This is a genomic window from Brachyspira sp. (genome assembly GCF_029258575.1).
Taxonomy (GTDB): Bacteria; Spirochaetota; Brachyspiria; order Brachyspirales; family Brachyspiraceae; genus Brachyspira.
On record NZ_JARHYI010000138.1, the window covers coordinates 1 to 20,138 of the forward strand.

Genomic DNA, 20,138 nt, shown 5'->3' on the forward strand with positions numbered 1-20,138 from the left:
CCAAAAGGACTACCTTTATAATCCATTTTTATTTCTTTAATAAAGGTATTATCATTAATTACTTTTTCAGCATTTATATAAACATCATATATATCACTATTTTTAAATACTTTACTATAATAATTCAATCTGAAATTATATATATAATTTGTTATATTCTCATTAGAATAAATAAAATTTGAATCGAGTTCATTGGCATTAGTTATATTATTTAGTTTTAAAGTTTCATTTACATTTAAATTTATATTATTTAAAAAACCTTTTCTTTCAAATTTACCTAAAATAGCTAATACTATTAAAGATAAAACACAGATTATGACTAATAAAATATATATTTTAAAAAATATTTTTTTATTTTTCACAGACCACCCCATAAAATACAAAGATAGTATTTAGATTGATAATTTTTTTGTAGAAATTTATGCTTGTTGCTTGTTGCTTGTTGCTTTAATATATTCATAATTAGTATAATACAATTAAATAAAAAATAGTCAAGTATCTATTATATCATATAATATTTATAAAAAATACAAATATAAGGAATATACTTAACATATTATAAATAAAAAAATGGAAAAGTTTTAATACTTTTCCACTTTTATTTAGTAGTTAAAAGTAAATAAAAAATTACTTACCAAAAACTGCTTCATAATCTTTTTTAAATTTTTCTATTCCTTGATCAGTTAATGGATGCTTAGTCATTTGAAGTATTACATTATAAGGTACAGTAGCAATATCAGCACCAGCTAATGCACATTCTGTAACATGTATTGGGTGTCTTACACTTGCTGATATTATTTCTGTTTCTATTGCATGAGTTGCAAATATTTCTGAAATAGTTCTTATGAGTTCAAGCCCATCTGTAGATATATCATCAAGTCTTCCTAAAAATGGAGAAACATAAGTAGCTCCAGCTCTTGCCGCAAGTAATGCCTGATTAGCTGAGAATATTAAAGTAACATTTGTTTTAATTCCCTCTTTAGAAAGAACTTTTACAGCTTTTAATCCTTCATCAGTCATAGGTATTTTCACTACCATGTTTTTATGTATTTTAGCTATTTCTCTAGCTTCTTTAATCATATCTTCAGCTTTAACAGTAGTAGCTTTTACCTCTCCAGATATAGGACCATCAACTATAGTAGTAATTTCTTCTATAGTTTTTTTAAAATCCTTTCCTTCCTTTGCTATTAAAGAAGGATTAGTAGTAACTCCACAAATAACTCCCATATCATTAGCTTTTCTGATCTCATCAACATTTGCTGTATCTATAAAAAAACGCATTTTATAAAACTCCTTAAAAATTGTTTTTGTATTATAAATCTTAGTAAATATTTTATCAATAGAATTTTATTAAAATATATAAAGCATCATTTTTTATAATAAACAAATATAAAAATTATTTCTCATTAATATCAGCTATTAAACTATAATAATGTTTATTTCCCTGAAAAATATCTTTTGATAATATCTCTTGAGCATTTTCGTATTTGTATATTTCTGAATCTTTACTAATATTATTCTCTAATAGTAATGTATTATTCGTAATTTTATAATATTTATGATATGTACTTATTGTATTATCAATTTCTTCTTTATAAAGTAAAGATATAATACTATTTTTATAATTGGTAACACCAGCATTTATAGCTATAAACATAGCTATATTTTCTGGAACAAAATTAACAGGTGCTTTATATGCTCCATTAGTACCGTCCCAAATTAATATTGGAGTAGGGGTATTATCATTCAAGAAAGAATTTTTTATATTATCATCTATAGTAGAATTTTCTATAATTCCACTAACATAAGGATAAAGATGATCATGCTTAAAGATTATAAGAGCATTAGGAGAATATTTAAGTATAATATCTCTAGTCTTTATTATCTCCATAGCAGTCAAAACAGAATTATCCATAGTTTCAACTAGATTGCCTACATCTTTTTTATTAAAATAAGAGAAAAATTTTTCATTATTTTGTTTAATATTCAAATCATTGAATATATGCGATCCAGTATGTCCTAAAAAAGTAAATCCATATACAAAAATCGGCTTATCCATTTTTTCAATATTTTCATCTACATACTTTGCAATATTTTTTATACCTAAGTTAAATATAACTTTTTTAAATCCAATATTGGGTAAAAATGTAGCTAAATTATATGTATTTCCTGCTTCTTCTAATGCAATTGTATAATAACCATTCTTTGAGATTATATCGGGCAATAAACTTTCTATAATTGTTATCTGAGTTTTTGGATAAAGAGGACTTGAAGCAGTAAGCCCTGCTAATCTTGCATAAAAACTTCCACCGCCTGTATTAGGTACTATTCTAGCAGAAGAGTCTGACCATTTTCTATATTCTTCAGGAAAAGGATCTTTATCAAAAAGATTAGTGAAATGAGAATAATCATAAAAGGATTCTAAAAATATTAAAAATATATCTCTTTTATTATTAACATTTGGCAATATTAAATTAGAATAATCTCTATTATTTTCATAGCTATTTAATATATTTAATGCTTGCAATACTTCTTCTTTAGATTGAATTTCATTATTATTTCTATCATAACTAATTTTCAAATTAATTGTATTTATTATACCACATCTATTTGCATAATTTACAAAATTTATAGACCATGTCTCCACATTTTGATGTTTAAAAAATATAAAATAACAGGAAAGAAAAACAAAACATACAAGTAACAAAGATTTCTTTCTATTCATCTTTATTAAATTAATACTCATTAATACCAATAGATATATTATAACGGCAAAATATATAAAGGTGGTAATAATTATAATGGTTTTTAATCCTACAGATAATACTTCTAATAATGTAGAATACAAAATAGCAATATCAGTTATTAAAAGCACAGTATTTTGAAAAGTTAAAGCCATAGGCTCTATTATGAAAAATGAAAAAATATTCACCAATATAAATAATGAAATTGGAAGTATTTTATTATTAAAAATAACATATGCTATAATTACAAACAAATTTGAAAATACTATATCACTAATACTAAATTTTAAATTTATTAGAGAAAATAAAGGTAATATAAAAAGTAAAATGAAATAATATAATGAGGTATTAATTAAAATTAATATTATATAATCCTTCTTTATATATTTAAAATAAATTAAAGGTATGAGAATAAGAAATGCTAATATATACATAATGAAAGGAAGTTTGAGCTTTAATTTATATTGAACATCAACTTTATCATCTTCTTTTAATTCTTTAGTCGATACTAAACTTCCTAATGGAGTGCCTTTATCATCTCCCTGTTTAAATAAATAATTATTATCATATTTAAAATAAGGATAAACTCCATATATATCGCTGTTTCTAAATACTTTATTTCCATAATAATTTATTCTGCAAGAATAATAATTATCTAATATTTTACTGAAATTAGATAAATAACCTGTTCTTTCTATTCTGCCTAATGAGTATAAAGATAATAAAGTAATAGAAACTATTAGTATTGTTATAATATATATATAAAAAAATTTCTTATTTTTTTGAATTAAATTATGTATTTTTTCGTTCATTATCACAAGCCCTATATTAATGAATTTTATTTAGAACAATTTTTTGCAAAACGATGCCTGCCTAAATAGAATCTAGGGCTAAAATAATTTTTTGAATGTATTTGTTTAGATGTTGTGTTGTATTTAGATGTGCGGTGTTGTGTTTGTTGTGTTTGTTGTGTTTGTTGTGTTTGTTGTGTTTGTTGTGTTGTGTTGTGTTGTGTTGTGTTGTGTTGTGTTGTTATCATATAAAAAACCTCAATAATTTTTTATATTATACCATATAAAAGTACATAGTCAACATAAACTATTTAATCAAATCATAATAATGTTTCTTTCCCTGAAAAATATCCTGTGATAATGTTCTATGGGCATTCTCATATTTAAATATTGTAAGATTTGATACTTCATTATTGTTTATAGACGAATTATTTGTAGTATAATAAAATCTATGATATGTACTTATTGTATTATCAATCTCTTCTTTATATAAAAGCGATATCATACTATTAGTATAATCTATATTTAAATTAGCTGCTATAAATAGAGGTATATTTTCAGGAGTGAAATTTTCATCAGCTTTATAAACTCCGTTAGTGCCGTCCCATATCAATATTGGTGAAGGCTTATAATCATTTATAAAATCATTCTTCACTTTTTCATCTAAAGTTGAACGTTCTATTATAGCTTTCAAATAAGGATATAGATGATCATGCTTAAATATTATAATGGCATTTGGAGAATGTTTAAGAATGGTATCTTTTATCTCCAAAATATTTATTGCTGTCATTGCTGAATTATCTATTGTTTCTATTATATGAAGTTTGTCATTACCTTCAAAATGCTCCAAAAAGTTTTTATTATTTTCAGCGAAATTCAAATCATTAGATAAATGAGAATCAGTATGACCCAAAATTGTAAATCCTGCTGCAAATACAGGACTTTCCAAATTATCTATATTTGTACTTAAATATGTATTTATATTTGTAATGCCTAAACCGAATACTTGAGATTTGAAACCTATCGAAGGATAAAAAGTTTTTAAATTATATGTATTTAAAGCTTCTTCCAAAGCTATAGTATTATATCCATTTTTAGTTAATAAATCTGGAAGAGTATTTCCTATTTTTTTTGACTGAGTTTTTGGATAAAGAGGACTTGAAGCAGTAAGACCAGCAAGCCTTGCATAGAAACTTCCATTATTAACATTAGGTGCTATTTTTCTTGAAAGTGATGCCCATTTCCTATACTCTTTTGGAAAAGGATCTTTATTGAATAATTTTTCAAAATGAGAATAATCATAAAAAGATTCCAAAAATATTAAATAAACATCTCTTTTTAATTCTTTTTTTAATACATCTATTTTTTCTAAATTATTAGTTATTATTCCTTCAGCATTAGAATATATATCGGGATAATCATTCTTTAACTTCTCTATATAATCATTATCTATTTTTTCATTATTATAAATAAAATTATCATTTGAATATTTTATCAAAATAGAATGAATATTATTTTCCAACTTATCTATATTATCAAAAATGTATTTGGCTGATTTTAAATAAAGTTTTGATATATCTCTTTTTGATTGATATTCTTTTAATAAATTTATTGATTCTAATACCAATTCCTTACTCGGTTTTATTTCATTAAGTCTGTCATAATTTATTCTATAATTGATAGTATTCATTATACCATTTCTATTAGTATTTCTTACAAAATCTATACTCCATATATCTATATTTTTAGGCTTAAAAAACAAATAAAATCCTGCAAATATTATAAATGCAATCATCACTAATGAAGCAATTTTACTTATCTTAAACATATTATATAAATTAAAAATAAATAATAATATGAATGCCAATATAGAAGAGAAATATATTATGCTCACTGTAATAGTAATGATTTTTAAATATAATGGAAGAACTGTAATGAGGGATGCATAAAGATTAGGAATATCTGAAAAAAGTATAACCATATTAAGAACTGTTAAACTTATTGATTCTATGGCAAAAAAAGAAAATATGGATATTAAACAAAATAATGAAGTAAGTATCATTCTTATATTTTTTATATTGCCTAAATTCAAAGGATAATGCACAAGAAGATTATATGCTATCATTGTGAATATATAAGAATATAAAAAATCATATATATTGAATTTTAATTTCATCATAGAAAATGAAGGCATTATGAAATTTAATGTTATTAAATAAAGAAAAGAATTCAGTATAAAGAAAAATATATAAGCTTTATGATGATAATAAATATTAGGTATTATATAAAAATAAAGTGCTGGAAAAATGATTATAATAAAAAGAAGAAATAAAAATACCTCTTTTTTTAATTTCAATTTATATTCAATATTTTCTATTTTATCATCTTCTTTCAATTGTATACTATCATCATCAATTATCAAATTCCCATAATAACTTCCGCTCCATTTTATATTTGTAACATTATTAGGCATTTGATTAGTGTTAGGATAGACTTTATATATTTTATTATTTTTGAAAACTGAACTTTTAAAGTTTAATGTAAAATAATATTTATTTTCTATAATATGATTAAAATTTGTTAGATAGCCTTTTCTTTCAATATTACCAAAAATAGAAAAAGCTATAACAAATATAATGATTGTAGATATGAATATTAAATATGATAATAAGAATTTACTTTTTTTCATATGTTTTATTAGTATAAATTTTTAATTTGATTATTATAACAAAAGTTATTGATTTAAGTCAAATATAAAATGTTTTCTTAAAAAAATTAGAATGAAAATGAACAAGTTATATATATGTTTTTATTTTAACTTTTTTCATTGACAAACAGCTTTGTTATACTACAATGATTGATTTTGATAGAGAAGACAAAAAATGTTTTCCCCATTTATATTACTAGAAAGCCTTTATTTTCAAAATATCATGTATATGAACTATACCTATAGGATTATTTTCATTATTAATTACTACTAGATTAGTAATTTTTCCTTCCATTATATGTAAAGCTTCACCAATTAAAGTATCTTCATAAATCACTTTAGGAGAAGTATTCATTATATCTTTAACTTCTTTAGATAATATATTTTTTATATCATTATTATTTACAAATAACCTTTTTAAATCACCGTCTACTATAATACCTCTTAATTTATTAGAATCATCTACAGCAATTACTATTCCAAGTTGGCATTCTATAATTTTGAATAATGCCTCATTCAATGTAGCATTTATACCAATAATAGGTAGATTTTTTGTATGCATAATAGATTTTACTTTAGCTAATTGTCTTCCCAAACTTCCTCCGGGATGAAATACTGCAAAATCTTCAGATTTAAATCCTCGTAAATCCATCAAAGCTGTAGCCAAAGCATCGGATAAAGCTAATGATGCAGTAGTGCTTACAGTGGGTGCTAACTTTAAAGGACAAGCCTCTTCATCAACATATATAGGTAATGTAATTTTAGCATTTTTAGAAAGAGTTGATGTTATTTCATTCGTAATTGCTATATAAGGTATATCCTGTCTGCATAGCCAATTTACAAGCTCTATAATCTCACGAGATTCCCCGCCTTTGGAATAAAGCAGACAATAATCATTCTTACCAATCATACCGAAATCGCCATGCATACATTCATTGGGATCAACAAAGAAACTAGGCGTACCTGTAGAAGCAAAAGTGGAAGCTGCCTTTCTTGCTATATGTCCGCTTTTTCCTACTCCTGATGTTATTACTCTTCCTTTTATTTTAAATAACTCTTTTACCGCATTCTCAAAATTTTCATCTAATTTATCCGATAAAGTTTTGAGATTTTCACTTTCTAATAAAAGAGTGGTTTTTCCTCGTTCAATTATATTCATAAAAGAATCCATTAAATTTATATATTAATCTATTACCGCACTTATTAAGTGTCCTGCCAATCTTTCTATAGCTTTATCTATATACTTTTCATCTTTTAATTTTTTTTTGTATAGATCTATTTTTTCAGGGTTAATTTTTACTGCTGTTTTCATATTGATACCCCTACTAAATAAATATATCTTCAATAAAAGATATCTCACGATTATAATGGGTATCGTCTATTAGAACTGCCCCAAAGGAACATTTTTGATTAAAACTTAATCCTTTTTCAATTAAGTATTCTTCAGCTGTCTCATATAATTTTTTCTTTTTACGTTCTGATATTGAGCAAGCTGCATATCCAAAACTTCCCTGTCTTCGATATTTAACTTCTATAAACACAATAACAACTCCTTTTGTCATTACTAAATCTATCTCGCCTCTTGTTTTTTTCCCTTTGAAATTCCTCTCTATCAAAGTATATCCAAGATTTTCGAGATATTCTAAGGCAATATCCTCTCCTAGGTCGCCTATAATTTTTTTATTAGTCATTTTTTATATTACTTTTCATTTTCTGGATCTAATATTTTTGATTTTACCTCCTGTAAAAAATTATTATCTCTATCCACACCTGCTATAAACAGCTGATTAGTTTCCAATAAATTAATTATCTCTCCATCATTAATAAACTCTCCATTTTCATTGGAAAGTATTTTTATTACAGGTCTTATAGGAAAATTAGGATTAACAGCAAAAACTAATCCTTTTCTCTTATCATTTAGAAGTACTATGCTTCCTATAGGATAAACTGTAAATATGCTAACAAAAGTTTTTGATATATTAGGATCATATTTAGTGTTAGCACTATGTATAATTTCTTTAACAGCATCATATAAAGAAACATCTTTTTTCTTTCCCTCATTGCTCTTTTCAAGCATTATACTGAAAGTTGATTTATGAACATCAGATTTTGATTTAGATGATGCTATTCTCATAGGCTTCATCACTTTTTCTACCGCATGAGCTATACTTATTATCTTTGAATATATATTGATTTGATTTCCAGAAAGTCCTCTAGGATATCCCTTCCCATTAAAATATTCATGATGCATAAGAGATATCATAGCCAAATCTTCTTCAAACCTGAAACTGCTTTTAAGGAGCTTATATCCATATACTGTATGCTTCTTTACTTCTGCATATTCTTCAGGTGTAAATCTTCCTATTTTATCCAAAATTTTCTCAGGAACTTTTACTAATCCTATATCATAAAGTATAGCACCTAAACCCAATTTTTTTACCCTATTTTCAGAAAATTTCATTGCACGACCAATAATCATCGATATCAAAGAAACATTCAAAGATCTTACATAATATTCTTCTGTTTTAGGTAAATTACTCAAATTTAAAAGCTGAAGTACGATGCTTAAATTTCTATTAACTATATCCAAAATTTCATCTATAATTTCATTTAGTTCATTAATATTAACTAAATTATTATTTTTATATCCGCCCAAATTGTTTTTTACTTTTTTAATAACATTTAAATATATCTTTTTAAATACTTTATACTCTCTTAAGAACTTATCAAAATCCGCAGAAACCTCAATATCCAAAGAGGTATTATCTTCAACAAATACCTCATTCAAATCCCATTTCTCAAATCTTTGAATATCATCAGGCTTAATAGCTACATATCCTGTAGATGCTAAAAAGTCATTATATAAATATATATCTTTTTTCTCTGCTTTAGTTTTTATATCTTGAATATTTATTTTTTCTAACTTTGCCATTCTCTATTCTGCCTTTAATTTATATATATATTTTAATATTATACTCACAGCTTCATAAAGTGAATATGGTATCTCCTCACCTATTTCCAACTGCATAAGATGTTCAGCAGTATATTCGTCAGAAACTATAGGCACTTTATACTTTCTTGCAATATCAACCATTCTTTTTGCCAAATAATTATTACCTTTAGATATCAATATAGGAGCATTATGTATCTCCCTATTATACAAAAGTGCCGCTGCATTTTTTATATCTTTATCCATTCTTTTTTTCTATCCCAGCATAATTTATTTCTATATCTATATTATCAAATCTGCTTAAATCAATATACAAATCTTCTTTTATATTCTTTACCTTATTATACAATCTTTTTTCAAATAGTTGAATATCTAATAAATATTTATTATTATCATTTTTTATAATATCTATTTTACATATCTCTTTATCATCATCATACATCAAAAAACTAAATTTATTATTCCTATCATTATTATCATTTTGACTTATATAAAGTAATACCTCTTTTAATTCTCCTTCTATCATGAAAGGTATTGGAATCATGAATACAGGCTCTTTCAAATTTCTATTTTTCTTATTTGAAGATAAAATTTTCAAAAGCAATGTAAACATATCAGAATTATCAGAAGACAATTCACCTTGAAGCATATCAAAGAGCATAAACCATATACTAAAACCAGCATTTGTATTTATATAGTTATTTAAATTTTCTGCCGTATTGTTATCATCTCCCTGAATAACACTATTAGCAAGCATTACTAATATTTCGGTTATTTCAGTATTTTTGTTAGAGTTTTTTATGATGCTAATAATATCATTAAAATGCTTAAAAATATTTCCTAAAGTATTTATTTCTTCTACAGTCAAATATACGCTATTAGACATAGCATTTAATATAAACTTTTTTTTATTGCTATCCAAATCAGGAATATATTTTAGTATTGTTTCAAAATATCTTATATTTTCTATACTAGGTTTTATACCTTTTTGTGAAAGCATAGAAGAAATTTCTGAATCATTTTTTGTTATATCAACTAGTATGCTTTGATTATTTTCATTCGCTATACTTTCTCTCGCTTCCTTCAAGCTTTCAGCATTTTTAAGAATGCTTAAAGTTACTTCTCCATTCTTTTTACTTACAATAGCAAAACCTTTATCAGTCATACCGTTTTTGAATAATGCTACCAATTTATTACCCATCACATTTATTAATGCCTTATCGTTATCTAATTTTCTCATTATAGAGTATCTTACTATATCCCCGTCTTTGATTTGAGTATTATTTTTATTGGTTATAATATTTAAATATTTATTGTTTATATTAAGCATAATATTATTATATGCTTTTTTTATAATTTGTTAATACCGTATAAAATAATAGAAAATATATGAATATAGTACTATTTTTTTAATAAAGTAAATTTTCATACTTCCGAATATTAACATAATAGTAATAAAATAATAATTAGGAAGTAAATTATGGTAAATGGATTAGGAAATTTATTATCTTTTGTTGATACTAATGTTTCATCTAACAATAATACTTATAGTTTAAATAATTATAGTTATGATGATTCTTTCGCTAATATGTTAAATAAAACACAAACAGAAAATTATTCTTCTCCTTCAAGTGTTTCAAATAAAATAGAAAGACATATGCCTGCTGAAGAGAGTCATGCAATGGAAAATTATGATTATAACGAATATAATGAATACCAAAGCACTGAGGAAACAGATAGTCAAGAATATGCTGAGAAAAAAATAGATAATAATTCAAACAAAACAGAAGATAAAAAAACTGCGAAATCTGAAGATAAAGCAGATGAAATAAATATTTCCTCAAATAAAAATGAAAGTAATGATGCTAAGGAAGGCATTGAAGAAAAAGTATCAAAAGAAAATGCTTCTAATGAAAATGTATCAGCTAAAGAAAAATTAGCTATAACAAAAGAAAAAGCAAAACTCCTTTTACAAAATACTTCTAATGATAAAAAAGTTGAAAGTAAAGAAGCTAAAGAAATAAACAGTAAAGAAATTAATACTAAAGAAAATATTTTAGCTAAAGCTGATAAAAAAGAGAATATTAAAAATTCAGAAGAGATAGAAAATATTAAAAAACAGATAGAAGTTTTAAATGCTGAGGAATTAAGTGAAGATGATAAGAGTGAATTAGAAGATTTAATAGAATCTTTAGAAGCACTCAAGGCTATGATAGAAAATGAGAATGATGATGAAAAAGCATTTGCTGAAGATAATGAAAACAGTATTGAAGTAAAGGATATTGATTCTACTGATAATAAAGAAATAAAAATAGTTTCAAATAAAGAAAATGAAAAAGCTATAGAAACAAAAGATATCAATATTGAAGAAGTATCTGAAGAAAATACTGATAATAATATATTGGCTAATGCTGATATAGATATGAATATAGAAAATAAATATGCAGAAAAGAAAGATGCTGCTGAAATAAAAAATAATAACAGCACCATAAATAGCACTATCTCAGATGATAAAGGTACTGAACTTACAATAATAAATATGAAAGATTCTCCAGAGCATGCTAATTTAAAAGGATATAATCATTATAACAATAATGTATCCAAAACTCATAACAGTACTAATATCACTGATAATATGATTAAATTCCAAGACCTAATGGGTAAACTTGTAGAAAAAGCACAAGTTGCTGTTAGTAATGGAAAAAGTGAAGTTCTAATGAGTCTTAACCCTGAATATTTAGGAAAGGTAAGATTAAAAATCAGTATGGACGGAGATAATTTAGTAGGAAAAATATTTGTTGATAGTGCAGATGTTAAAGATGTTTTCACTAAAAATTTGGATACTGTTATAACTTCATTAAGTGAGATAGGAATTAATATAGAAGGCTTTGATGTAATGTTAAGACAGGATATGCCTAATGACGGAGGATTTGAAGAAGAATTAGCAAATATGGGAAACAGATTCGCTTCTGATAATGTAAATAATATTGAAGAAGTGAAAACTGATATAAAGGCATATATAGTGCCTGAGAGAAAATTGAATTTGCTAATATAATCAATTATAAAAGGAAATTCACTTTAAGGAGATAAATAATGATATCAGCAGATGCTTTAAAAATGTCAGATAGAGAGATAAAAATATTAAAACAAGAGGTTGGTGCTTTCAATTTACAGCATAATTTTCAAAGAGATCCTACTCAAAACTCTTTGGGAAAAGATGCTTTTTTGAAACTTCTTACAGTACAGATGAGCCATCAGGATCCTCTTTCTCCAATGGACAATAAAGATATGATAGCTCAGTTAGCACAATTCTCTTCTGTTGAACAGATGACTGAAGTTAATAAAAATCTTGATTCTATGAAGAATTTTTATTCTAGTCAAACTGGTTATTCTATGCTTGGTAAAAGTGTTGAGGTTATGGATGAGGCTGGAAACAGATTCTTGGGACCTGTTGAAATGGTTATGGAAAATGATACTGGTGTAGCATTAGCTGTTAGAACTGAAAACGGACTTATTACTGTTCGTCCTGAAGATGTTATGATAGTACATTCCAGCGGTGATTTAATGGCTTCTGAATCTGCAGCTTTTTCACAAATTAGAGAAGCTCAAAGTGAAGATGAAGCAACTAAAGTATTTCGATCTTCATTAGTGGATAAAGCTCAAATCATAAGACCTTCTGCTGATGATGAAAATAGTGGCGGAGAAAAAAATGAATTTGGAGATATGAAAGCTGCTATTGAAGCTGAGATTAATACTGCTGTAAAAAGCGAAGTATCAGAAGTTGATAATGCAAGCCTAAATAAAACAGAAAAAACTCAGGGTATGATTAAAGCCGAAGAGGCATTAATAAATACTAAATCAAGCGGAAATAAAACTATTAAAAAATAATAGTTTAATAATAAAAAATAAAGCCTCTGTTATTTAAGCAGGGGCTTTTTTATTTAACGAACGCTTAATGCATTAATACTTATTATCTTAATTCTAATTTGTATAAATTCATATTTTTAATTTAGCTCTGCATATACGTATGAACACTACAAATTGAAAAAAATCTGGGCGATAGTATAATTGCAATTTAAATCCAAAATGAAAAATATGATAAAATAAACATTAATCATTTTAAACCTATAGAGTGGGATTAAAATAGGTTCAAGAAATATTCTTTGTTAATTTATCAGCTATATATTTTTCAGATGTACCTTTATCTATGTTCTGTATAATAAGAGAAACATTAGCATTACCATTGCCATCAAATATTAAATATAGTATAAAATTGGAATTATTTTCACTTTTCATAGCATTATAATTTTTATCATCTGTTTTTGAAATGATTTTAAAAATAAACTCTTGAGTAGTGGTTTTAAAATTTACCGTTGAATCTTTACTTACTACTAAACTAATATCTTCTTTAGCTTATACTGAACTAGGTACTGTTGTATATTTCGCTGTTCCTGTATATATACCTTCATAATTAGCAATTGTAATATTATTATTATTATTGTTGTTATTATTACTTGAACTATCTAATGGACTATCTTTGGCACAAGAAACTGCCAATATTAAAAATACTGATAATAAAAATATTTTTCTTTTCATAATTTTATCTTTAAATATTATTTATCTCCTTTATAAAAGATATTAATAAAGAAAATGTAATCTTTATATTTTGATTTATATACAAACCCCACCCTTTTATTTAATATCTAGTTATTAATTATAACATTTTATATATTTAAAACAACTACTAAAAATAAGGCTGCCCACCCAAGTATTATTTAAATTTTTTGACTTTTCAACGCACGCTTAATACATTTTTATATATTATTTAAATTGCAATTTTGTACAAATTGATATTTTTAATTTAGTTCTGCGTGCGTATATAGACACTACAAATTTAAAAAACTTAGGAGGATAATGCAAAAACAGATTTAAATAATAAAAAAATAGAAATATTAAATACAATTAAAGCAAACAATATAAATGGAGAGTATATGTAAAAAAGGCAAAAATTATGAATTTAAATAGTCATAGAACCTTTGAGGAAGATAAACATTATCATAATCATCTTTCAAAGCCTCTCTGAAAAGCTCTGCCATCTCTTCAACTTTGAAACCAGCTATACCGCATCCTATCTCAGTAACCAAAAAATTTAATTCTTTATGTTGTAAAGTGAAAGCTAAAAACTCATCAACATAGTTTTTTATTTCAGATACAGATATTTTCCCTGTTTTTGTATAATCAACAGTAGGTATAGCAAAAGTTTTTCCTTGAAGCCCAAAAGCCTGACCATATACCGCTCCAAAATTCATAGCAAACCTAGCAGCACCTCCTCCATGTGCCCCCTGAGTATTACTTCCAAATACAAATACTTCATTATCCTTTAATTCTTTTATATTATTTGATGCTATTCTATTCATAATAAAACTCCTATAATAATTATTATTAAATCAACACCGCTAGAAAATATATTATAATCATTATTATAAAACCTGTAATTGTTATTGATAGTATCATATTTTTTATTATTGTATTTATGATTGGATTATATGAAAAATTGGCTTTCTTCAAACCATAATAAAATGTTATAGCCAATAATAATATATCATCTAATTTTCCTACAGGTATTCTATCTGGAATCAAATCTATAGGAGATAATGTATAAATAATTGCTAAAATAAAAGGTATCCAATACCTTAATTTCATACTATTTTTATTTTGATATTTTTTATACACTCCATATTTTCTATAAATTCCATCTTCACCTAATATCTCAACATCTTCTTCATTTATCTCTACATAATCTTCTTTATTATTTCTATCATTATTAATCATATAATTTTTATTCCATTAGTAAAATATTTATTTTTATAATTCATAATATTTGTAATTAAAAAAACATTATAATAGCAAATACTGAAAATATGCAAAGATATAAATAATAATTATTATATAATATATGACTTAATAGTCAATTAAAAATAAAAAAAGAATAGCTAATAAAATATTAACTATTCTTTCTATTTATTAATTGGAATTAATTATACATATCTTTCTCTTATATAATCAAAATCATCTTTATTTAATACAGAAACGGCAAGAGGCACTAATATATTTTCTTCTTTAAAAATCATATCGGAAATATGATTTTTTATAGTTTCTATTTTTTCCTTTTTATCATTATCATCTATAATGTTTTTTATTTCATTTAGAATATCTTTATCAACTTTGCTCATCACCTTTGAAGGCTCATCATTTCCATATTTTTTTAAAGCTGTAAAAAATAAACTTTCTTTTTTGGAATAATGTTTACTTATAATATCATAAAGATTTTTTAATAAAGAAATATCATCTATACTTTTTATATCATTAAGTATTTTTTCTATAACTCTATTTTCTTCTTTTAATATTTCTATCGCCTCATAATCATTATCTGTTAAATTATCCATAGCATCTTTTAAAAGCAAAGTTCTTATATAAAAAAATTTTTTAGCTTCATCAATGCTCATACCATTCTCCACAAGTTCATGCATAGCATTATGAACTTCCAAAGCTGATACCTTGATTAACTTATCTTCAAATTCCTTCTTTATATTATCTATATCTTCACCATTATGTAGCTTCACTATAAGAGATTTTAATATATCATTTCTTTCATCTATATTTAATGAGTTACTATCTTTGAAATCAAAACCATATTCATTAAATTTCTTTCTAGCATCATATAAATCTATATTTTTCATACAAATAGCTTTATAAACTGTCATTTTTCTCGCTATAGTATTAAACATTATAGGATTTTTTATCTTATCAAATCCCAAACTGCATAAAATATCTTTTATTTTTGGGTATTGAATGCATAAATTATATACTGTATCATTAATATCTATATATTCCATTATTACACCTTTCAATAAGTTAGAACTATCTAACATATTATAATATATTCTAAAAATAGTCAATATATATTAAATATGATAATAAAAAATAATATTATTCCTTATTGCTTTTATAATATCAATCTGTTAATATTAAATAATTATTAATAACAATAATATTATTTTGATTTTAAGGAATTTTTATGAGTAATTTGAATGAAGTAAAAAATGAATATCTTCAAATGTTAAAAGACAATATCATACCATTTTGGCTAAAAAACGGACTTGATAATAAACATGGTGGATACTACACTGCATTAGATAGAAAAGGAAATCTTATAGAAACAGATAAATCAGTATGGTTTCAAGGAAGATTTGCTTGGGTATTATCTACTCTTTATGCTGACTTTGAAAAGAAACAGGAATATTTGGATGCTGCAAAATCTGGAATAGACTTCTTAGAAAAATACTGTTTTGATAAGGCAGGAGATGGCAGAATGTTTTTCAGAGTTACTGAAGATGGAAAGCCTATCATAAAAAGATTAAGATACTACTATTCTGAAACTTTTTGTTTAGTAGCTATGGCTGCATATTCAAGAGCAAGCGGAGATAAGAGTTATGCTAAAAAGGCAAGAGAGATACTTGATAATATAGACCGTTATCAAAAAGAAGGGCTTCTTATAGCAAAATTTGATGCTGGAAACAGACCTACTATAGCTTTCGGACCTCCTATGATAATGCTTGCTACTGTTCAGGAATTAAGAAAAGCAGATCCTGAAAATAAAGATTATTACAATAAATATATTGATAACCTTCTTTCTAATATACAATTATTCCTATACGAGGAGAAAAAAGCTGTATTGGAACAATGCTACCCAGACGGAACTTTACAGGATCATTTTGAAGGGAGATTATTAAATCCTGGACATGCTATAGAATCATCTTGGTTTATATTAAGAGAATCTATAGAAAGAAATCATGATAAAAAATTAAAAGATCTAGGACTTAAAATATTTGACTGGATGTGGGAATGGGGCTGGGATAAAGAGTATGGCGGTATTATTCAATATATGGATGTACTTGGAAAACCTAAAAGCGAATATCATCATGACATGAAATTCTGGTGGCCTCAAACTGAAGCTGCTATTGCTGCTTTGTACTGCTACTATTTCACTAAAGATAATAAATATTTAGAAAAGCATGATATGGTAAAAGAATATACAAAAAAGTTCATTGATACTGAATATGGTGAATGGTTCGGATATCTTCACAGAGATGGAAGAATCTCTACTGATTTGAAAGGTAATATGTATAAGGGACCTTTCCATATTCCTAGAATGTATATGAAATGTGTTGAAATAATTGATGCTATCAATGCAAAATAATAAATATAATTAGTTAATTAAGACTAGGCTTTTTAATTAAAGTCTAGTCTTTTTATTCGTATGCTTTTTATATAGATTTAGGGGTGGGTGGGTGGGGCTAAAAAATCAAAAAATTTAAATAAAATATATACTTTATAAAAACTTCTAAAAATATTTATTTATCTATAGTTTGAATTGTTTTAATTAACTAATGTTTATATAAATTATAATATTAAAATGATTTGTAATTTTATCTGCTATAGTTTAAAATTATTTTACTATTTTAATTTATATATAATTATACGATAATTAAACAACATTTTATTTTATAAGGAACTTTATGCCGTCTTTAAGAAAGGAATTAGAAAAAAGGGAATTTGAAACTTTAGATTTATTTACTATATCTTTTTCTTTATTTAAATCAAATTTTATTAACTTTTTAATATTATCTTTAATATGCTCATTACCTCTAATATTAACAAGTATCTATTTTCCAATATCGGTATTTGATCCTTCAAAGATAAAAAATCTTGAAGAATTGATGAATTGGTTCAAAAATGATGTTACAATAGGTTTCTATATCAATATATTATTATCTTGGATATTGGATACTATATCTATTATATCAGTATCATTATTAGTAGAAAGATTAATTTACGGCAACATTAAAAGTGCAACTTGGGCTATTATAAAAAGTTTTAAATTCTTAATACCTACCCTATTTACAACTTTTATATATTTTATATTAGTGTTTTTAGGACTAACATTCTTTATAGTTCCAGGTATAGCTTTAATAGTATTTTTTGTATTTATTAAAAATGTTTGTTCTTTAAGGCATACTTGGGGAATTAATGCTTTAAAATATTCATATTATTTGGTAAAGCCTAAATTTTTTAAAACTCTATTTATGCTGAGCTTTATATTCTTTTTTCAGCAGGTATTTGCCATAACAATTTTCCCAACTTCTATAGAAAATAGAGAGGGGTTATTATTATTTTTCATTGCTACAATAATACTGAATATATTTGATATATATTTTAAAATCATTATTACTCTATTCTTTTTAAACAGAGATTATATAAGCAGTATGTATACAGATAATAATGATACTGAAGAAAATAATAATGAAGAAGAATAAATGAAATATTGATTATTATAAAGACACTATATTATATTATTATTTATCTTTCAGCAAAGTGCCTATTCCAAAATTATCATCTTCAACAGTACCCTCAGAATCTGATGTAAACTTTAATGTAGCAGAGAAAGTTTTATCCGATTTTATATTCATTTTGTATCTGTCATTTCCTAAATCATCAATATCCGAAACTTTTATATCATTATAAAATAAATTTTCTTCACTTTCTATTATAATACTGCATTCATTATTTGGAAATTTCGCATGCCAAATACCTATAAAATTGCTCAAACCTACACTTTCTCTTGGTGGTTCTTTATATTTTTCTGATGCTGATGTTGTACCATCTGTATTAGAATTGCACGATACTATATACATTATGAAAAATACTGATATGAGAATTTTTTTCAACATAGTTAATAAACTCCTATATACAATATTATTCATTATATAGTAATTATTATTTATAACAATAATATTAAAAAAAAATATTAATTTTTGATAATAAAAAAAATCATAATTAATTTATATAGCTAATTCACCAGTAACAGTATTACGACCATTAAAAATATAAATACTGCTACTCTGTTATTAAATCTTAATGTTACACTTTGAACTTCAAATTTATATTCAACAACATATTCTTCATTACCATTATATTTTATTTAAAGTCAGTTCCATGCATTACTACAGTACCATCTTCCTTTATTGTTATTGTACTATATAAAGAACTTCTTCGATCTGAAATAAGTTTCCATTATACAACATAATGTTTTAGCCCTAAACTTTTTGGGTCTGTTTTATTATCATTATTATTACAACTTAATATTAATAAATTAGATAAAAATAAAATTAGACGATACTTATATATATTTAATACAATAAAAATATGTTTGGTAAATTAATCGTAAAACCGTGAATAATATAGCAAATACATAAAAATACTACTTATCATTAAATTTAAATATTCTAATTAAATTATTAGATTTATTTTAATAATCATCATAATACTTTTATAGAAATTATTTTATTATTAATATATGCAGTAAAATAAAATTATTAAAAATTCATTATCTCATACCAATAATTATCAAAGTATCTATACATTCCCGTACCCGGTGAATAATAGGTATATATCTCTTGAAAATTTATTAAGGCATCTTTAAAAGAATTATTATTAATATAACCTTTTCTAGCCATATAAAGAAGTGCTATAGAAGGAGATCTTGATATGCCAAAATTGCAATGAACAAGAACTTCCATATCGTTTATACGCTCATCTATAAACTCAACTGCCCTTTTTATCATAGGGAAGCCATATTCAAATGAAAGGCTGCTTATATCAAGTAAATTCAAATACAAATCATTATTATTTTCATAAACAATTTTATAATTTGTACTGCCTTTTACCCCACGCATAAAACAGCTTTGACATGCATGAACAATAGCTCCTTTAAACTCTATACAATCCATATCTCCTCCGACATATAGATTATGATATAATTTTTTCATAATGATAAATCTCCAATCAATTTTCTCATCATTATAATAACATAAATTTAATAAAGT

20 protein-coding genes and 1 pseudogene are annotated in these 20,138 nt (G+C 24.7%); 4 read left to right on the forward strand and 17 right to left on the reverse strand.

The features are described 5' to 3' along the window. The 10 genes and pseudogenes from Q1J76_RS10690 to Q1J76_RS10735 form a co-directional block, all read right to left on the reverse strand. Positions 1 to 362, reverse strand: a pseudogene (locus Q1J76_RS10690) (hypothetical protein); the annotation flags it as partial. A 265-nt stretch (positions 363 to 627) separates the two neighbouring features. Beyond that, complete coding sequence (fsa, locus tag Q1J76_RS10695) at positions 628 to 1,281, reverse strand: fructose-6-phosphate aldolase (RefSeq protein ID WP_300370086.1); 654 nt, start codon at positions 1,279 to 1,281, stop codon at positions 628 to 630. Positions 1,282 to 1,396: 115 nt separating this feature from the next. Then, entirely contained in the window at positions 1,397 to 3,556 is a 2,160-nt protein-coding gene (locus Q1J76_RS10700; RefSeq protein ID WP_300370088.1) for an LTA synthase family protein, read from the reverse strand. Between the two features lie 286 nt (positions 3,557 to 3,842). After that, positions 3,843 to 6,224, reverse strand: coding sequence for an alkaline phosphatase family protein (locus Q1J76_RS10705; protein WP_300370090.1), 2,382 nt, complete (start codon positions 6,222 to 6,224; stop codon positions 3,843 to 3,845). A 214-nt stretch (positions 6,225 to 6,438) separates the two neighbouring features. Further along, positions 6,439 to 7,401: a KpsF/GutQ family sugar-phosphate isomerase gene (locus Q1J76_RS10710; protein ID WP_300370092.1), complete on the reverse strand. Its 963-nt coding sequence runs from the start codon at positions 7,399 to 7,401 to the stop codon at positions 6,439 to 6,441. A 24-nt stretch (positions 7,402 to 7,425) separates the two neighbouring features. After that, positions 7,426 to 7,554 carry a hypothetical protein gene (locus tag Q1J76_RS10715; protein WP_012671505.1) on the reverse strand — a complete coding sequence of 43 codons (129 nt, stop codon included), beginning with the start codon at positions 7,552 to 7,554 and terminating at the stop codon, positions 7,426 to 7,428. 13 nt (positions 7,555 to 7,567) lie between these two features. Beyond that, entirely contained in the window at positions 7,568 to 7,933 is a 366-nt protein-coding gene (locus tag Q1J76_RS10720) for a YraN family protein (protein ID WP_300370095.1), read from the reverse strand. Between the two features lie 8 nt (positions 7,934 to 7,941). Further along, positions 7,942 to 9,174: an HD-GYP domain-containing protein gene (locus tag Q1J76_RS10725; protein WP_300370097.1), complete on the reverse strand. Its 1,233-nt coding sequence runs from the start codon at positions 9,172 to 9,174 to the stop codon at positions 7,942 to 7,944. Positions 9,175 to 9,177: 3 nt separating this feature from the next. Then, on the reverse strand, positions 9,178 to 9,438 hold the full coding sequence (locus tag Q1J76_RS10730; RefSeq protein WP_300370099.1) for an EscU/YscU/HrcU family type III secretion system export apparatus switch protein: 261 nt from the start codon (positions 9,436 to 9,438) through the stop codon (positions 9,178 to 9,180). After that, positions 9,431 to 10,522, reverse strand: coding sequence for a hypothetical protein (locus Q1J76_RS10735; protein WP_300370101.1), 1,092 nt, complete (start codon positions 10,520 to 10,522; stop codon positions 9,431 to 9,433). The genes Q1J76_RS10730 and Q1J76_RS10735 overlap by 8 nt, the downstream gene beginning before the upstream one ends. A gap of 150 nt (positions 10,523 to 10,672) precedes the next feature. Here Q1J76_RS10735 and Q1J76_RS10740 point away from each other — a divergent pair, with 150 nt between their 5' ends. Both Q1J76_RS10740 and Q1J76_RS10745 read left to right on the forward strand, forming a co-directional pair. Then, positions 10,673 to 12,247, forward strand: coding sequence for a flagellar hook-length control protein FliK (locus tag Q1J76_RS10740; protein WP_300370103.1), 1,575 nt, complete (start codon positions 10,673 to 10,675; stop codon positions 12,245 to 12,247). 38 nt (positions 12,248 to 12,285) lie between these two features. Beyond that, positions 12,286 to 13,080, forward strand: coding sequence for a flagellar hook assembly protein FlgD (locus tag Q1J76_RS10745; protein ID WP_300370105.1), 795 nt, complete (start codon positions 12,286 to 12,288; stop codon positions 13,078 to 13,080). Positions 13,081 to 13,341: 261 nt separating this feature from the next. Here the strand turns inward: Q1J76_RS10745 and Q1J76_RS10750 are convergent, their stop codons facing one another. From Q1J76_RS10750 to Q1J76_RS10770, 5 genes are all read right to left on the reverse strand, one after another. Continuing rightward, positions 13,342 to 13,488, reverse strand: a complete 147-nt coding sequence (locus Q1J76_RS10750; protein WP_300370107.1) for a hypothetical protein — start codon at positions 13,486 to 13,488, stop codon at positions 13,342 to 13,344. 117 nt (positions 13,489 to 13,605) lie between these two features. Further along, positions 13,606 to 13,788 carry a hypothetical protein gene (locus Q1J76_RS10755; protein WP_300370109.1) on the reverse strand — a complete coding sequence of 61 codons (183 nt, stop codon included), beginning with the start codon at positions 13,786 to 13,788 and terminating at the stop codon, positions 13,606 to 13,608. 413 nt (positions 13,789 to 14,201) lie between these two features. Then, positions 14,202 to 14,609 carry an A1S_2505 family phage non-structural protein gene (locus tag Q1J76_RS10760; RefSeq protein WP_300370111.1) on the reverse strand — a complete coding sequence of 136 codons (408 nt, stop codon included), beginning with the start codon at positions 14,607 to 14,609 and terminating at the stop codon, positions 14,202 to 14,204. A gap of 25 nt (positions 14,610 to 14,634) precedes the next feature. Then, positions 14,635 to 15,021 (reverse strand): DUF1232 domain-containing protein, encoded by a 387-nt coding sequence (locus Q1J76_RS10765; RefSeq protein WP_300370122.1) that lies wholly within the window; start codon positions 15,019 to 15,021, stop codon positions 14,635 to 14,637. Between the two features lie 209 nt (positions 15,022 to 15,230). Further along, on the reverse strand, positions 15,231 to 16,088 hold the full coding sequence (locus Q1J76_RS10770) for a DUF438 domain-containing protein (protein WP_300370113.1): 858 nt from the start codon (positions 16,086 to 16,088) through the stop codon (positions 15,231 to 15,233). Between the two features lie 182 nt (positions 16,089 to 16,270). On the opposite strand from Q1J76_RS10770, the gene Q1J76_RS10775 reads away from it, so the two are divergent. Together Q1J76_RS10775 and Q1J76_RS10780 are read left to right on the forward strand one after the other, a co-directional pair. After that, entirely contained in the window at positions 16,271 to 17,452 is a 1,182-nt protein-coding gene (locus Q1J76_RS10775; RefSeq protein ID WP_300370114.1) for an AGE family epimerase/isomerase, read from the forward strand. 319 nt (positions 17,453 to 17,771) lie between these two features. Next, a complete protein-coding gene (locus Q1J76_RS10780; protein WP_300370116.1) occupies positions 17,772 to 18,569 on the forward strand; it encodes a hypothetical protein in 798 nt (265 codons plus the stop codon). A 39-nt stretch (positions 18,570 to 18,608) separates the two neighbouring features. Here the strand turns inward: Q1J76_RS10780 and Q1J76_RS10785 are convergent, their stop codons facing one another. Both Q1J76_RS10785 and Q1J76_RS10790 read right to left on the reverse strand, forming a co-directional pair. After that, positions 18,609 to 18,983 (reverse strand): hypothetical protein, encoded by a 375-nt coding sequence (locus tag Q1J76_RS10785; protein ID WP_300370118.1) that lies wholly within the window; start codon positions 18,981 to 18,983, stop codon positions 18,609 to 18,611. 645 nt (positions 18,984 to 19,628) lie between these two features. After that, positions 19,629 to 20,081 (reverse strand): dual specificity protein phosphatase family protein, encoded by a 453-nt coding sequence (locus tag Q1J76_RS10790; RefSeq protein ID WP_367182134.1) that lies wholly within the window; start codon positions 20,079 to 20,081, stop codon positions 19,629 to 19,631. Positions 20,082 to 20,138: the final 57 nt, after the last annotated feature.

What these genes read in the sequence shown, in the direction of transcription:
- fsa (WP_300370086.1), bottom strand. Translation starts at nt 1,281, where the DNA reads ATGCGTTTTTTTATAGATACAGCAAATGTTGATGAGATCAGAAAAGCT.
- Q1J76_RS10700 (WP_300370088.1), bottom strand. Translation starts at nt 3,556, where the DNA reads ATGAACGAAAAAATACATAATTTAATTCAAAAAAATAAGAAATTTTTT.
- Q1J76_RS10705 (WP_300370090.1), bottom strand. Translation starts at nt 6,224, where the DNA reads ATGAAAAAAAGTAAATTCTTATTATCATATTTAATATTCATATCTACA.
- Q1J76_RS10710 (WP_300370092.1), bottom strand. Translation starts at nt 7,401, where the DNA reads ATGAATATAATTGAACGAGGAAAAACCACTCTTTTATTAGAAAGTGAA.
- Q1J76_RS10715 (WP_012671505.1), bottom strand. Translation starts at nt 7,554, where the DNA reads ATGAAAACAGCAGTAAAAATTAACCCTGAAAAAATAGATCTATACAAA.
- Q1J76_RS10720 (WP_300370095.1), bottom strand. Translation starts at nt 7,933, where the DNA reads ATGACTAATAAAAAAATTATAGGCGACCTAGGAGAGGATATTGCCTTA.
- Q1J76_RS10725 (WP_300370097.1), bottom strand. Translation starts at nt 9,174, where the DNA reads ATGGCAAAGTTAGAAAAAATAAATATTCAAGATATAAAAACTAAAGCA.
- Q1J76_RS10730 (WP_300370099.1), bottom strand. Translation starts at nt 9,438, where the DNA reads ATGGATAAAGATATAAAAAATGCAGCGGCACTTTTGTATAATAGGGAG.
- Q1J76_RS10735 (WP_300370101.1), bottom strand. Translation starts at nt 10,522, where the DNA reads ATGCTTAATATAAACAATAAATATTTAAATATTATAACCAATAAAAAT.
- Q1J76_RS10740 (WP_300370103.1), top strand. Translation starts at nt 10,673, where the DNA reads ATGGTAAATGGATTAGGAAATTTATTATCTTTTGTTGATACTAATGTT.
- Q1J76_RS10745 (WP_300370105.1), top strand. Translation starts at nt 12,286, where the DNA reads ATGATATCAGCAGATGCTTTAAAAATGTCAGATAGAGAGATAAAAATA.
- Q1J76_RS10750 (WP_300370107.1), bottom strand. Translation starts at nt 13,488, where the DNA reads ATGAAAAGTGAAAATAATTCCAATTTTATACTATATTTAATATTTGAT.
- Q1J76_RS10755 (WP_300370109.1), bottom strand. Translation starts at nt 13,788, where the DNA reads ATGAAAAGAAAAATATTTTTATTATCAGTATTTTTAATATTGGCAGTT.
- Q1J76_RS10760 (WP_300370111.1), bottom strand. Translation starts at nt 14,609, where the DNA reads ATGAATAGAATAGCATCAAATAATATAAAAGAATTAAAGGATAATGAA.
- Q1J76_RS10770 (WP_300370113.1), bottom strand. Translation starts at nt 16,088, where the DNA reads ATGGAATATATAGATATTAATGATACAGTATATAATTTATGCATTCAA.
- Q1J76_RS10775 (WP_300370114.1), top strand. Translation starts at nt 16,271, where the DNA reads ATGAGTAATTTGAATGAAGTAAAAAATGAATATCTTCAAATGTTAAAA.
- Q1J76_RS10780 (WP_300370116.1), top strand. Translation starts at nt 17,772, where the DNA reads ATGCCGTCTTTAAGAAAGGAATTAGAAAAAAGGGAATTTGAAACTTTA.
- Q1J76_RS10785 (WP_300370118.1), bottom strand. Translation starts at nt 18,983, where the DNA reads ATGTTGAAAAAAATTCTCATATCAGTATTTTTCATAATGTATATAGTA.
- Q1J76_RS10790 (WP_367182134.1), bottom strand. Translation starts at nt 20,081, where the DNA reads ATGAAAAAATTATATCATAATCTATATGTCGGAGGAGATATGGATTGT.